This window comes from Myxococcus sp. CA039A, from assembly GCF_013336645.1.
Lineage (GTDB): Bacteria > Myxococcota > Myxococcia > Myxococcales > Myxococcaceae > Myxococcus > Myxococcus llanfairpwllgwyngyllgogerychwyrndrobwllllantysiliogogogochensis.
In genome coordinates, this window is the sequence record NZ_JABUMQ010000128.1 from 15,317 (window position 1) to 28,481 (window position 13,165).

13 protein-coding genes are annotated in these 13,165 nt (G+C 67.3%); 12 read left to right on the forward strand and 1 reads right to left on the reverse strand.

Going from position 1 to position 13,165, the window contains the following annotated elements; all coding sequences use genetic code 11:
• Positions 1–175 precede the first annotated feature (175 nt).
• Positions 176–2,053, forward strand: coding sequence for a succinate dehydrogenase flavoprotein subunit (sdhA, locus tag HR086_RS21950; protein ID WP_174455550.1), 1,878 nt, complete (start codon positions 176–178; stop codon positions 2,051–2,053).
• An 80-nt stretch (positions 2,054–2,133) separates the two neighbouring features.
• Positions 2,134–2,940: a succinate dehydrogenase iron-sulfur subunit gene (sdhB, locus tag HR086_RS21955; protein ID WP_141645897.1), complete on the forward strand. Its 807-nt coding sequence runs from the start codon at positions 2,134–2,136 to the stop codon at positions 2,938–2,940.
• A 378-nt stretch (positions 2,941–3,318) separates the two neighbouring features.
• Here the strand turns inward: sdhB and HR086_RS21960 are convergent, their stop codons facing one another.
• Positions 3,319–4,401 carry a S41 family peptidase gene (locus HR086_RS21960; RefSeq protein ID WP_174462105.1) on the reverse strand — a complete coding sequence of 361 codons (1,083 nt, stop codon included), beginning with the start codon at positions 4,399–4,401 and terminating at the stop codon, positions 3,319–3,321.
• A 321-nt stretch (positions 4,402–4,722) separates the two neighbouring features.
• On the opposite strand from HR086_RS21960, the gene sucC reads away from it, so the two are divergent.
• The 10 genes from sucC to HR086_RS22010 all read left to right on the forward strand — a co-directional run bounded on the left by sucC (position 4,723) and on the right by HR086_RS22010 (position 13,110).
• Positions 4,723–5,883: an ADP-forming succinate--CoA ligase subunit beta gene (gene sucC / locus HR086_RS21965; protein WP_141645899.1), complete on the forward strand. Its 1,161-nt coding sequence runs from the start codon at positions 4,723–4,725 to the stop codon at positions 5,881–5,883.
• A 40-nt stretch (positions 5,884–5,923) separates the two neighbouring features.
• Positions 5,924–6,820 (forward strand): succinate--CoA ligase subunit alpha, encoded by an 897-nt coding sequence (gene sucD / locus HR086_RS21970; RefSeq protein ID WP_141645900.1) that lies wholly within the window; start codon positions 5,924–5,926, stop codon positions 6,818–6,820.
• Positions 6,821–6,851: 31 nt separating this feature from the next.
• Complete coding sequence (gene ndk, locus HR086_RS21975; protein WP_141645901.1) at positions 6,852–7,295, forward strand: nucleoside-diphosphate kinase; 444 nt, start codon at positions 6,852–6,854, stop codon at positions 7,293–7,295.
• Positions 7,296–7,500: 205 nt separating this feature from the next.
• A complete protein-coding gene (gene rlmN, locus HR086_RS21980; RefSeq protein ID WP_174462106.1) occupies positions 7,501–8,637 on the forward strand; it encodes a 23S rRNA (adenine(2503)-C(2))-methyltransferase RlmN in 1,137 nt (378 codons plus the stop codon).
• An 89-nt stretch (positions 8,638–8,726) separates the two neighbouring features.
• Positions 8,727–8,990, forward strand: coding sequence for a 30S ribosomal protein S16 (rpsP, locus tag HR086_RS21985; RefSeq protein ID WP_141645903.1), 264 nt, complete (start codon positions 8,727–8,729; stop codon positions 8,988–8,990).
• 26 nt (positions 8,991–9,016) lie between these two features.
• A complete protein-coding gene (locus HR086_RS21990) occupies positions 9,017–9,301 on the forward strand; it encodes a KH domain-containing protein (RefSeq protein ID WP_141645904.1) in 285 nt (94 codons plus the stop codon).
• Complete coding sequence (gene rimM / locus HR086_RS21995) at positions 9,298–9,861, forward strand: ribosome maturation factor RimM (RefSeq protein ID WP_141645905.1); 564 nt, start codon at positions 9,298–9,300, stop codon at positions 9,859–9,861. The genes HR086_RS21990 and rimM overlap by 4 nt, the downstream gene beginning before the upstream one ends.
• Complete coding sequence (gene trmD / locus HR086_RS22000; protein ID WP_174462107.1) at positions 9,858–10,601, forward strand: tRNA (guanosine(37)-N1)-methyltransferase TrmD; 744 nt, start codon at positions 9,858–9,860, stop codon at positions 10,599–10,601. The genes rimM and trmD overlap by 4 nt, the downstream gene beginning before the upstream one ends.
• Positions 10,602–10,723: 122 nt before the next feature.
• Entirely contained in the window at positions 10,724–11,107 is a 384-nt protein-coding gene (gene rplS / locus HR086_RS22005; protein WP_141645907.1) for a 50S ribosomal protein L19, read from the forward strand.
• Positions 11,108–11,211: 104 nt separating this feature from the next.
• Positions 11,212–13,110: a chromosome segregation protein SMC gene (locus tag HR086_RS22010; protein WP_174462108.1), complete on the forward strand. Its 1,899-nt coding sequence runs from the start codon at positions 11,212–11,214 to the stop codon at positions 13,108–13,110.
• Positions 13,111–13,165: the final 55 nt, after the last annotated feature.

Sequence of the window (13,165 nt, forward strand, 5' to 3'; positions counted from 1 at the left end):
CCTGATGCCGCGGATGACGCGGGCTTATCGTTTTCGACGCCGCCGTTGCGGCGCGGTTCCGCCAAGTTAACTAGCCTGTAGAACTCGCACGGGGATGTCCGGAGCGTGGCGCGCCGAAACGGCGAGCCGGCTGACGGCAGGCGTGTCCGATGTCCCGGCAGTCAAGGAGACGATGATGGCAGCAGCAGCGCGGTTCACAGTGGTGGGCGGCGGTCTCGCCGGGCTGATGACGACGATCAAGCTCGCGGAGGCGGGCCACCAGGTGGATGTGCTCTCGCTCGTCCCGGTGAAGCGCTCGCACTCGGTCTGCGCCCAGGGTGGCATCAACGGCGCGGTGAACACCAAGGGCGAGGGCGACAGCCCGGAGATCCACGTCAAGGACACGCTGCGCGGCGGCGACTTCCTGGCCGAGCAGATCTCCGTGAAGGGCATGTGCTACGCGGCCCCCGGTATCATCTACCTGCTGGACCGCATGGGCGTGACGTTCAACCGCACGCCGGAAGGCCTGCTGGACTTCCGCCGCTTCGGCGGCACGCTGCACCACCGCACCGCCTTCGCCGGCGCGACGACGGGCCAGCAGCTGCTCTACGCGCTGGACGAGCAGGTCCGCCGCTATGAGGCCGAGGGCAAGGTCACCAAGTACGAGTACTGGGAGTGGCTCGGCACGGTGAAGGACGAGGGTGGCCGCTGCATCGGCAGCGTGGCCGTGGACCTTCGCACCATGGAGATCCGCACCTTCCCGGCGGAGGCCGTGTGTCTGGCCACGGGCGGCCCTGGCATCGTGTTCGGCCGGTCCACCAACTCCATCATCAATACCGGCACCGCCGCGGGTCGCGCCTACATGGAGGGCGCCATCTACGCGAACGGTGAGTTCATCCAGGTGCATCCGACGTCGATTCCGGGCGAGGACAAGCTGCGCCTGATGAGCGAGTCGGTGCGCGGCGAGGGTGGCCGCGTCTGGGTGCCTCGGAAGAAGGGCGACACGCGCGGGCCCCGGGACATCCCGGAGAGCGAGCGCTGGTACTTCCTCGAGGAGAAGTACCCCAAGTACAAGAACCTGGTCCCCCGCGATGTGGCCACGCGGGAGATCTTCATCGTCTGCCGCGACCTGGGCATGGGCATCGGGGGCAGGGACGGCGTGTACCTGGATGTGACGCACATCCCGGCCAAGACGCTGGACGCCAAGATCAAGGGCGTCATGGAGATCTACGAGAAGTTCGTCGGTGACGACCCGCGCGTCACGCCGATGGTCATCTTCCCGGGCATGCACTACTCGATGGGCGGCCTGTACGTTCAGTTCGAGGCGGACTCGAAGACGCTGACGCCGCTGGAGGGCAGCCCGAAGAACCAGTCCACCAACATCCCGGGCCTCTACGCCGCGGGCGAGGCGGACTACGCGTTCCACGGTGGCAACCGCCTGGGCGCCAACTCGCTGCTCTCCTGCATCTACTCGGGGATGATCGGCGGCCCGGCCATGGCGTCCTTCGCCAAGAGCAACACGACGAGCGCGGCGGCCATGCCGGAGAAGTACTTCCAGGATGCGAAGCGCTACTGGGAGGACCGGTTCGGGACCATCAAGAAGATGGCCGGCGCGGAGAATCCCTACGGTCTGAGCCAGGAGCTGGGCGACGTGATGACGGAGAACTGCACCGTCGTCCGCTACAACGACCGGCTGAAGAAGACGGTGGACAAGATCCGCGAGCTGAAGAGCCGTTGGAAGAACGTCAACGTCCTGGACACGGGCAACTCGTCCAACCGGTCGTTGTCGTACACCAACCAGCTCTGGAACATGCTGGAGCTGGGCGAGGTCATCGCCACCAGCGCGCTCTTGCGCGACGAGAGCCGTGGCGCGCACTACAAGCCGGACTTCTCGCTGCCCGAGCCGAAGACGAAGGACCCCAACGACGATCCCGCGTGGATGGCGCTGTGGCAGGCGCGCCATGACAGGTGGGCGAAGACGACCATCGCGAAGTACGCGGAAGAGGGGCCGAACATCTCCTATGAGGACGTCCCGACGCCGGTGCTGAAGCCCGAGCCGCGCTGGTACGCGTAAGGCACCGGGGAACTTTCTGGGTGGGCCCGCGTGAGAGCGCGGGTCCCCGTAACTGACTTGGAAGTGAAGGGTCGAGCCACATGGACACCGCACAGGCAGGCGCCGTCAGCACCCAATCCATCTCCTTCCGAATCTGGCGGCAGGACGCTCCGGACCAGCCGGGCCGCTACGAGGAGTTCAAGGTTCCCTATCGCAAGGGCGCCAACGTCATCTCGTGCCTGATGGAGATCCAGCGCAACCCCGTCACGGTGGAGGGCAAGCGCGTGCCCCCCGTGGTGTGGGACGCCGCGTGTCTCGAAGAGGTCTGCGGCAGCTGCGCCATCAACATCAATGGGCGGGTGCGCATGGCGTGCTCGGCGCTCATCGACAAGCTGGAGCAGCCGATCACCCTGGAGCCCATGAGCAAGTTCCCCGTGGTCCGGGACCTGGCCGTGGACCGCAGCCGGATGTTCGAGGCGCTCAAGCGGGTGAAGGGCTGGATTCCCACGGACGGTACCCACAACCTGGGGCCGGGCCCGCGCCAGTCGCCCGTGGACCAGTCGACGATGTACGTGCTCTCCACGTGCATTACGTGTGGAAGCTGCCTGGAGGCGTGCCCCCAGGTGACCATGGACAACGACTTCGTCGGCGCGGCGGCCATCAGCCAGGCCCGCCTGTTCAACATGAACCCGACGGGCAAGTTGAACTCCGAGGAGCGCGTGCGTTCGCTCATGGGGCCCGGCGGCGTGCAGGACTGCGGCAAGGCGCAGAACTGCGTGAAGGTCTGCCCGAAGGAGATTCCGCTCACCACCTCCATCGCGATGATGAACCGTCAGGTGACCAAGCTGGTCATCAAGGACCTCTTCTCGCAGGAAGAGGAGAAGAAGGGTCACAGCGGTCCGGGGTGACGGGGCTGTTGTTCCCGTGAAGGCCAAGCGGCCTCATGCGTGTGTCCCTGGGACACGGCATGGGGCCGTTGCCGTTGATGCGCATGGCATGGAGAGGTGCGTGCTTCGCGTGGCGGTCCACGGTTTTCGGGCGGTGCGAAGCTCCGCGAGTTGCTCGGGCTCAGCGTGGAGGGCCGAGGTTCTTCCGTGCGGACTGGAGTGCCGCGCGTCGCCAGGGCTCAGCGTGGCGAATCGAGGCCCTTCCGCGCGGACTGGAGTGCCGCGCGTCGCCAGGGCTCAGCGTGGCGAATCGAGGCTGGATCTCCGCGAGTCGCTCGGGCGCAGCGTGGCGGGTCGAGGTTCTTCCTCGCGGACTGGACCTCCGCGCGTCGCCAGGGCTCAGCGTGGCGAATCGAGGCTCTTCCGCGCGGACTGGATCTCCGCGAGTCGCTCGGGCTCCGAGGCCTGCTTCACGAGGGTGTCGAGCGCGGCGGCATACGCCATGCGCAGCGCCTCCGAGGCAGGCACGGCCACGTCTGGAGTCACCCCGGTGCCTTCCCAGTTCGCCCGAGTCACGGCGTGGACGGTGCGCCCCATGGGGACACCGACGAGGAAGTGCTCGTCCACGGGAAGCACCACGCCCGTGTTGGCACCGCCGCGCGTCTTCTCACCGACCACCCGCGCGCGCTTGCGCGCCTGGAGGTCATACGCGAACAGCTCCGCCGAGGAGAACGTGTCCTTGTCCGTGAGGAGGTAGACCTCCTTGTCTCCGTAGCGTCCCGCCAGGAGCTCCGTCGGAGTGTGGAGCGACGTCGTCTCCCGGCCTCTCCACACCGTGTCACGCACGTGGACGGGCGCGGGCAGGAGCCATGCGAGGTACTGGGCCACCAGGGTGGAATCGCCGCCGCCATTGCCGCGCAGATCCACGATGAGCGCGTCCGTGGAGGACAGCAGGGTCATCGCCGCCGCCGTGGCATCACGCGCGAGCTTCTCGTCGGGGAAGCGGGAGAGTCGAAGGTAGCCGACATTGCCTTCCAACCGCTCCACCCGAGTGATGCCCCGCGCGTCGAACCGCGCCTGCCGCGCGTGAATCGCCTCGCGCTCGGCGCGCCACGCTTCGATGTGCGCCGGTGCGGGCTCCCAGGGAAGGGGAACGTTCGTCGGCACGGGCCTCGCGCTGTGGATGACCACGAAGTGCGCGTCCTGTCCGGCTTGCTCGAGGTGCACGGTGAGGACCTCCGCGAACCGCTCCGGGTCGGTGATGGCGTCATAGTCCCCGCGCTTCAATCTCGCGCGCAGCAGTCGGTGCGCCAGCTCTCCCAGCTCCGGAGAGTGATGCCTCGCGCGGACCTGCACGAGCACCGCCTCGATGATCCGCGTGCGCTCCGTGGCGTTGAGCACCGGCGGCTTCGCGGGCGCGGACGCAAGGGCAGGGGACGCGAGCAGTGCCACGGCGACGAGGTGCCACGGGCGCAAGCACATGGGGCGAAGGCTCCTGGAGGGAACACGTCACGGCTGCGACACGGAACGCGTGGCGACCCGGGTCATACCGTCCCCGGGCCTGGCTCCCTGGTCGTGGGGCTTCGTGCGTGCTCGGGCCTTGTTGCTCCGTTGCTCGGAGTTCGGACGCGGTGAAGGCGTCCTCATCTACCCGGACATTCCTGGTTATCAGCTGTCCACAGCCTGCCGCACCGCGGTGTGTGCCGGGTCAAACGGCCTTGCCATCCGTCGGTTTCTGCGCAATGAGGGCCACGCGCTGACGCCTGTAAGGGGTCGTCCCCCTCGTCTCCACATGGAGCCTCGATGAAGATCCACGAGTACCAGGGCAAGGAAATCTTCCGGAAGTACGGTGTGCCCACGCCGAAGGGAATTCTCGCCCTCTCGCCGAATGACGCGGAGGCCGCTGCCAAGGAGCTGGCCACGCCGGTCGTCGTGGTGAAGGCCCAGATCCATGCCGGTGGCCGAGGCAAGGGCGGCGGCGTGAAGCTGGCCAAGAGCCCCGCCGAGGCGAAGGAACTCGCCAAGCAGATGCTTGGCATGATGCTGAAGACCATCCAGACCGGGCCGGAAGGCACGAAGGTCCACAAGGTCTACATCGAAGAAGGTCTCGCCATCGGCCAGGAGCTGTACCTGGGCGTGACGCTGGACCGCGTCACCAGCCGCGTCACCTTCATGGCGTCCCGCGAGGGCGGCGTGGAGATTGAAGAAGTGGCGGAGAAGCACCCCGAGAAGATCCTCCGCGAGACGGTGGACCCGGCGGTGGGCTTCCTGGACTTCCAGGGCCGCAACCTGGCCTTCGGGCTGGGCCTGTCGGGCCCCACGGTGAACAAGTTCGCCCAGTTCTGCACCGCGCTCTACCGGATGTTCATCGAGACGGATGCGTCCCTGGTGGAGATCAACCCGCTGGTCATCCTGAAGGATGGCGGCGTGGTGGCGCTGGACGCGAAGGTGACGTTCGACGAGAACGCCATCTACCGCCACAAGGACCTGCTGGCGTACCGGGACCTGGCGGAAGAGGACGCGCGTGAGACGCAGGCCAAGGAGTGGGATCTGGCCTACATCGCGCTCGAGGGAAACATCGGCTGCATGGTGAACGGCGCGGGTCTGGCCATGGCCACCATGGACACCATCAAGCTGGTGGGCGGCTCGCCGGCCAACTTCCTGGACGTGGGCGGCGGCGCGAGCAAGGAGAAGGTGACGGCGGCCTTCAAGCTCATCCTGGCCGACCCCGCGGTGAAGGCTGTGCTGGTCAACATCTTCGGCGGCATCATGAAGTGCGATGTCATCGCGGACGGCATCATCGCCGCGGCCAAGGAAGTTCAGCTCAAAGTGCCCCTCATCGTTCGCCTGGAAGGCACCAACGTGGAGCAGGGCAAGGAACTGCTGCGCAACTCCGGCCTCGCCATCACCCCGGCGGACAACCTGCGTCAGGCGGCCGAGAAGGCCGTCGCCGCGCTGAAGTAGTCCGCGCGCTTCATCGCCCACACTTTTTTGAAGGAGCGCCATGAGCATCCTCGTCAACGAAAACACGAAGGTCCTCTGCCAGGGCATCACCGGCTCGGCGGGCTCGTTCCACTCGAAGCAGATGTTGGAGTACGGCACGAAGCTCGTTGGCGGTGTCACGCCGGGCAAGGGCGGCACCAGCTTCGAGGGCAAGGTTCCCGTGTTCAACACGGTCGCCGACGCCGTGAAGCAGACGGGCGCGAACACGTCCGTCATCTTCGTCCCGCCCCCGTTCGCCGCGGACTCCATCATGGAGGCCGCTGACGCGGGCGTGTCCCTCATCATCACGATCACCGAAGGCATCCCGGTCCTCGACATGGTGCGCGCCAAGCGCTACCTGCAGGGCAAGCCGGGCGTGCGCCTCATCGGTCCGAACTGCCCGGGTGTCATCACCCCCGGCGCCAAGTGCAAGATCGGCATCATGCCGGGCCACATCCACAAGCCGGGCCGCATCGGCGTGGTGTCGCGCTCTGGCACGCTGACGTACGAGGCCGTGCACCAGCTCACGCAGCTGGGCCTGGGCCAGTCGACGGCGGTGGGCATCGGCGGAGACCCGGTCAACGGCACGGACTTCGTGGACGTGCTCAAGCTGTTCAACGCGGATCCGGACACGGACGCGGTGATCATGATTGGTGAAATCGGCGGCAGCGCCGAGGAGCTGGGCGCGGAGTACGTCGCTCGCGAGTTCACCAAGCCCATCGCCGGGTTCATCGCCGGCCAGTCGGCGCCTCCGGGCAAGCGCATGGGCCACGCGGGCGCCATCATCTCCGGCGGCAAGGGCACGGCGACGGAGAAGATCAAGGCGATGGAGGCCGCGGGAATCGTGATGGCCGCCAGCCCCGCCGAGCTGGGCACCACCCTCCAGGAGGCCGTGAAGCGCGGCCCCAAGAAGCGCTAACACCCCTCAGGGGCACAAGGAGCCAGTCAAAATGGCCATCGAGCGTACGCTGTCCATCATCAAGCCGGACGGTCTGCAGAAGGGCGTCATCGGGAAGATCATCAGCCGCTTCGAGGAGAAGGGTCTGAAGCCGGTCGCCATCCGGCTCCAGCAGCTCTCCCAGAAGGAGGCCGAGGGCTTCTACGCGGTCCACAAGGCCCGGCCCTTCTTCAAGGACCTGGTGCAGTTCATGATCTCCGGCCCCGTGGTCCTGATGGTGCTGGAGGGCGAGAACGCCGTCCTGGGCAACCGCGACATCATGGGCGCCACCAACCCCGCGCAGGCGGCCGAGGGCACCATCCGCAAGGACTTCGCCACCAGCATCGACCAGAACACGGTGCACGGCTCCGACAGCCTGGAGAACGCGAAGAACGAGATCGCGTACTTCTTCCGCGAGACGGAAGTCCAGCCGTACGAGTACACCGCCAAGAAGTAGGCGGCAGGCCCCGGAAGGGGCCTCTGACTGACGGCCCGGTGTCGGCACCCGCGAGGGGCTGGCCCGGGCCGTTGGCCTTCCAGCGGGGCAGGGGAGGGGTGCTCATGCCTGGAGCAGGACTCAGGGGGCGTGCGCTCCTTTGACTTGTCGTGCCCAGGTGTGGGAAGGGACGCCCCGGGCCTTACCGTTCAATAGCGCGACGACGATGACCGAGACCTCCGCCACCCCCTCTCTTCCTGTCACGGAGCCACTGCCGGCGCCCGCGCCCGCGAAGCTCGTGGACGTGGCCAGCCTGTCGCTGGAGGCGCTCACCCGCTTCGTCACCGAGCAACTGGGCGAGCGCGCCTTCCGTGCCCCCCAGGTCTACCGCTGGCTGCATCAGCGCGGTGTCACGTCGTTCGACGAGATGACGGACCTGTCCAAGGTCCTGCGCGAGAAGCTGAGGGTCGCCGCGGAGATCGTCCCGCTGGTGAAGGACCTGGAGCAGCGCAGCATCGACGGCACCATCAAGTACCGGTGGAAGACGCGGGACGGGCGCTACATCGAGTCCGTCTACATGCCCTCCGAGGACCGCAGGACGCTGTGCGTGTCCACCCAGGTGGGCTGCGCCATGGCCTGTGGCTTCTGCATGACGGGCACCATGGGCCTCAAGCGCAACCTGACGCCCAGCGAGATTGTCGCCCAGGTCCACGCGGTGAACCGCGAGGTCCGCAAGAACGAGGGCCACGAGACGCTGCGCCCGCTCTCCAACCTCGTGTTCATGGGCATGGGCGAGCCGCTCCACAACTTTGAAAACCTGAAGACGGCGCTCTCCATCCTCCAGTCCGAGGACGGGCCGAACTTCAGCCACCGCCACATCACCGTCTCCACCGTCGGCCTCGTTCCCATGATCGAGCGCTTCGGCCAGGAGACGGACGTGAAGCTGGCCATCTCCCTCAACGCCAGCACCGACGAGCAGCGCAGCAAGACGATGCCCGTCAACCGCAAGTGGAATATCGCCGCGCTGCTGGATGCGTGTCGCAAGTTCCCGCTGCGCCAGGGACGCCGCATCACCTTCGAATACGTCCTCATCCAGGGCTTCAACGACAGCGATGAGGACGCGCACCGCCTCATCCAGCTGCTCAAGGGAATTCCGGCGAAGGTCAACCTGATTCCCTACAACGAGAACCCGGGTCTGGGGTTCCAGACCACCGCGGAAGAGCGGGCGGAAGAGTTCCGGGCCATCCTGTCGGATGGTCACGTGTCCGCCTACATCCGCAAGAACCGGGGCCGGGACATCGCTGGAGCCTGCGGGCAGCTCGCCAATCGTGGTGAGTCGTCCGCAGCCGAAAGCACGACATAAAGTCCCGAGCTTCCTTGACAATCCGGCGGGTGCGGCGTTAAGAGCGCCACCCCGTTTCCATCGTCGTAACCTGTTCGCTGGAGTACTCCATGGCCGTCGTCCTCCGTCTTGCCCGCGCGGGCGCCAAGAAGAAGCCCTACTACCACGTGGTCGCCACCGACTCCCGCAACCCGCGGGATGGCAAGTTCATCGAGGCCGTTGGCGCGTACGACCCGAACATCACCCCCCCGAAGGTGGAGTTCAACGAGGAGCGGCTGAACTACTGGCTGAAGACGGGCGCGACGCCGTCGGAGACCGTGGCGGACCTCATCAAGGTCGCCGCGAAGGCTCCCAAGTCCACCCCCGCGGCTTGATCCGCGACCGCCTGTACTGAGCGGACGTGGAGCAACTCCTCACGTATCTGGCGCGGGCCCTGGTCGATCAACCGGACCAGGTGGGCCTGCGCATCTCCGAGGTGGACGGCGCGCGGCTCTATGAGCTGAAGGTCGCCCCCGAGGATGTTGGCAAGGTCATCGGCCGTGATGGGCGTACCGTGAATGCCCTCCGGACGCTGCTCAATGCCGCGGCCCAGAAGTCAGGCCAGAAGGTTCGTCTGGAGATCCTCGACGACCGGCGCAATGCGGCCAGCGGTCAGCCCGCCGCCGCACCGGACACGTCACGGTGACTCCGAACCCCTTGCTTGAGCTGGGCTTCATCTCGCGCGCGCACGGACTGCGCGGCGAGGTGGCCGTGCGTCCGTTTGATCCAGGATCGGAGACGCTCGCCACCGTCGAGCGGGTTCGCATCCGCACCCGGGCGGGCGTGGAACGCGACCTCAAGATGGAGGAGCTGCGGCCCACGCCGAAAGAGGACATCGTCGCCTTCGAGGGCGTGGAGACGCGCACGGAGGCCGAGTCGCTCGTGGGCTCCACCGTGTTCGTCTTCCGCGAGGACCTGGAGCCGCCCGAAGAGGGCCAGTTCTTCCAGGGCGATCTGGTGGGCCTGTCCGCCGTGGACGAGGCCGGCACGCCCCTGGGAACGGTGGAGGAGATCTGGGCCACCGGCGAGGTGCCGAACCTGGTGATCCGCGCCGCGGGGCGGCAGGAGTTGGTGGTGCCGTTCGCGGATGAGTTCGTCCCCACCGTGGACATCGCCGCGCGGCGCATCGTGATCCGCCCTCCCGAGTACGTGGAAGTCGGCCGCCGCGACGCGGACAAGGATGCGCCCGACGGGTCCGAGCAGTGAGTCCGTCGTATCCGGTGGAGCTGCTCACGCTGTTCCCCGGCATGGTGACCGGCTACCTGGGGGCCAGCATCCTCGGCAAGGCCCAGGAGAAGGGCCTGCTCTCCACCACCATCACCGACATCCGCGAGTACGCGGAGGGCAAGCATCGCGTCACGGACGACGCTCCCTACGGGGGCGGGGCTGGGATGGTGATGAAGCCCGAGCCGCTGATCGCCGCGATTGAAGCCGCGCGGGCGCGACTGCCCGGCGCGAAGGTGCTGCTGATGAGCCCTCGCGGCGTGACGTTCACCCAGGCCGCCGCACGTGAGCTTGTCTCCCACACGGCGGGGTTGATCCTCGTCTGTGGTCGCTACGAGGGCGTGGACGAGCGGGTGATGAGCTACCTGGATGGGGAGCTGTCCCTGGGAGACTTCGTCCTCACCGGTGGGGAGGTCGCCGCGATGGCGGTGGTGGACGCCGTGGCGCGGCTGGTCCCCGGGGTGCTGGGGAATGTGGCGTCCTCGGTGTCGGAGAGCTTCGAGGAGGGCACGCTGGAGCATCCCCAGTACACGCGCCCGCCTGTCTTCCGGGAGGTCGAGGTGCCCGCCGCCCTCCAGTCGGGAGACCATGCCCGCATCGCCCGGTGGCGCCGTTGGAAATCGCTGGTGCTCACACGAGAGCGCCGGCCCGACTTGTTCTCCCGCCTGACGTTGTCCAAGGCGGATCAAAAACTGCTGGCTCGCCGCGAGGAAGACCTGTAACCCTGGGGGTTCTCAGTGGATTGGGCTTCAGCGGGCTTGTCCGACACCATTCTCTCTGGTAGTACGGCCCGCTCTTTCACGCGTTCATCGTCGCGTTAGCTTCCGCTTTACTGGAGTCTGTCATGCGTAACAGCGCCATTCAGCACGTCGAGGCCAAGTACCTGCGCCAGGACGTCACCTCGTTCCGTTCTGGTGACTCCGTGCGCGTCTTCTGGAAGGTGAAGGAGGGCGAGAAGGAGCGCGTCCAGGCGTTCGAGGGCACCGTCATCCGGAAGACCTCGGGCAGCCACAGGGCCACCTTCACGGTCCGCAAGGTGTCCTTCGGCGTCGGCGTGGAGCGCATCTTCCCGCTGCACAGCCCCCGCTACGAGAAGATCGAGGTCCTCTCGCGTGGCCGCGTGAACCGCAGCCGCCTGTTCTACCTCCGCGACCTCAAGGGCAAGGCGGCCCGCGTGGACGTGCAGGAAGATCCCGACAGGGCCCCCAAGGCCGCCAAGGCCTCCTGAGCGCCTCCTGAGCGCCTGAGTCCTCGTCGGCCCACGGGCCGTCGTGAGAAGGAGCGTCCGATCCCGGGCGCTCCTTTTTTCATTCGCGGTAACATGCGCCGGCCATGCAATTCGTCGAGGTCGCCGTCCAGAATGTCCGGGGCTTTACTCCCGCGGGCCGCTTCTCGCTGAAGTCCGGGTACCTTGTCCTCAAGCCGCCCTCGGCCGAGGCGAGCCCGTTCGCGGGAGTCCTGCTCGCGCTGCTCTTCGCGGACGGTCGGGGCGGAGACGCCTCCTTCATCGCGCCCGGTGCGAAGTCCGGCAAGGCCGCGCTGACCTTCCAGGGCGTGGATGGTGCGACATACCGGGTCCTGCGGGAGCTGGGCGGCTCGGGGACGCTGCATCGCTTGAACAAGGCGACGCAGCAGCCGGAGCTGGTGTCGTCGGATGCCTCGGAGATGAACCAGTTCATGCGCGGGCAGGTGGGGCTGCCTCCGCGGACGACCTTCGAGCAGCTCTACTGCCTCCAGGTGGGGCAGCTTCCATCCCGGCGTCCGCGCAAGGCCGCGGCCAAGGCGGTGGACCCCAAGGCGTCCGGCAAGTTCCCCTCGCTGGCGTCCGTCTCCACCGTCGCGCCCTCCGACGACATCGCCGCATCCGAGGCGAAGGCGCGTGCGTTGGAGGCGGAGCTCATCTCCGCGCGCGAGGTGGATGGGCTCCAGTTCAAGGTGGACGGGTTGTCCTCGCAGATCTTCGACGCGGATCAGCGCCTGAAGGGCACCGAGGGGCTGAAGGTCGCCATCCACGACGCGGAGAATGCGTGGCGGGCCGCGCCGACGCCGCAGACGCTGGGGCTTCCCCAGGACATCCTCAACCGGGTGCAGCGCTATTCCAAGGTGGTGGCGAAGCGGGACGATGCGCTGGTCCGGCTCGGCGCGGACCGGGATGCGGACGCGGCGGATGTGCCGGACTCGGTGGAGCCGCTGACTGAGGACCGTGGCTTCTGGGTCGGCATCGCCGTGGGCGTGCTGTTTCTCGGGCTGGGGTTGGGTCTGGGGCTCGGCATCGACAGCACGTTCCGCTACCTGGCGCTGCTGGACATCCCCGCCTTCGGCTTCTCCGCGTTCGTCGCGCTGCGCTACGTGGATGAACTCCAGAAGTCCTCGCAGCGAGGCAGCAAGGAAGGTCGCTTCGACGCACGCGAGAAGAAGATCCACGAGGAGTTCGAGGCCGAGGCCGCGCCGGTGCGCATGGCGCAGAAGGCACTCGGCGTGGAGAGCCTGGACGAGATTCCCGCCGCGCTGGAGCGCAAGGAGCTGCTGGCCGCTCGCGTGGTGGAGCTGAAGGATCAGCTCGCGGCGGTGGAGGCGGACCCCGAGTTCGTGGCCGCGTCCACTCAGCGCCAGGCGCTGAAGGACCAGCTCGAGGCGCTCAACGCGGAGCTCATCCAGAAGGGCTCCTACGTGCGCGACATTCGCGAGGTGGAGCGGGAACTCGGCCGGGTGAAGGAGTCCATCGCGCTGGCGAAGGCGCCACCTCCGCCGGCCGCCGCCGGGCCGGATGGTGCCCCCGCGCCCGCGGAGCCGCTGGACGATCCTTCCCCCGCGCTGCTGGCCCAGGCCGCGGACATCTTCACCACAGACGTGCTGAGCGTGCAGGCCATGCTCAAGGATCGCTGCGTCCAGTACCTCACCGCGCTCACGGACCGCCGATACCAGGGTGTCGAGTGGGACAAGGAGGGTCGGGCCTTCGCGCTCGCGGGCGGGCGACGGGTGCCGGTGGGCGAGATTCCGCCAAAGGACCTGGACCTGTATTACCTGGCGCTGCGGCTGACGGTCGTGGAGAAGGGGAGTGCGCGCGTGAAGCGGCCCTTCGTCCTCGAGGATGTCTTCGCGGGCGTCGAGGAAGTGAAGCTGCCGCTCATCGCCCGCATGCTGAAGCACCTGGGCACGCTGACGCAGGTGCTCCACGTCACCCCGCACCCTGGCTTCGCCCAGATGTCGGACGGCACGGTTAACGTGTAGTCCGATGTGGAAGGTGTCCTCCGTGGGGGAGGACGGTGGGGGTACTGTCTCTTAT

Excerpts from the sequence above, each read along its gene's own strand:
- rlmN (WP_174462106.1), top strand. The coding sequence starts at position 7,501 with ATGACCGAGACCTCCGCCACCCCCTCTCTTCCTGTCACGGAGCCACTG.
- rplS (WP_141645907.1), top strand. The coding sequence starts at position 10,724 with ATGCGTAACAGCGCCATTCAGCACGTCGAGGCCAAGTACCTGCGCCAG.
- ndk (WP_141645901.1), top strand. The coding sequence starts at position 6,852 with ATGGCCATCGAGCGTACGCTGTCCATCATCAAGCCGGACGGTCTGCAG.
- HR086_RS21960 (WP_174462105.1), bottom strand. The coding sequence starts at position 4,401 with ATGTGCTTGCGCCCGTGGCACCTCGTCGCCGTGGCACTGCTCGCGTCC.
- sucC (WP_141645899.1), top strand. The coding sequence starts at position 4,723 with ATGAAGATCCACGAGTACCAGGGCAAGGAAATCTTCCGGAAGTACGGT.
- sdhA (WP_174455550.1), top strand. The coding sequence starts at position 176 with ATGGCAGCAGCAGCGCGGTTCACAGTGGTGGGCGGCGGTCTCGCCGGG.
- sdhB (WP_141645897.1), top strand. The coding sequence starts at position 2,134 with ATGGACACCGCACAGGCAGGCGCCGTCAGCACCCAATCCATCTCCTTC.
- sucD (WP_141645900.1), top strand. The coding sequence starts at position 5,924 with ATGAGCATCCTCGTCAACGAAAACACGAAGGTCCTCTGCCAGGGCATC.
- rpsP (WP_141645903.1), top strand. The coding sequence starts at position 8,727 with ATGGCCGTCGTCCTCCGTCTTGCCCGCGCGGGCGCCAAGAAGAAGCCC.
- HR086_RS22010 (WP_174462108.1), top strand. The coding sequence starts at position 11,212 with ATGCAATTCGTCGAGGTCGCCGTCCAGAATGTCCGGGGCTTTACTCCC.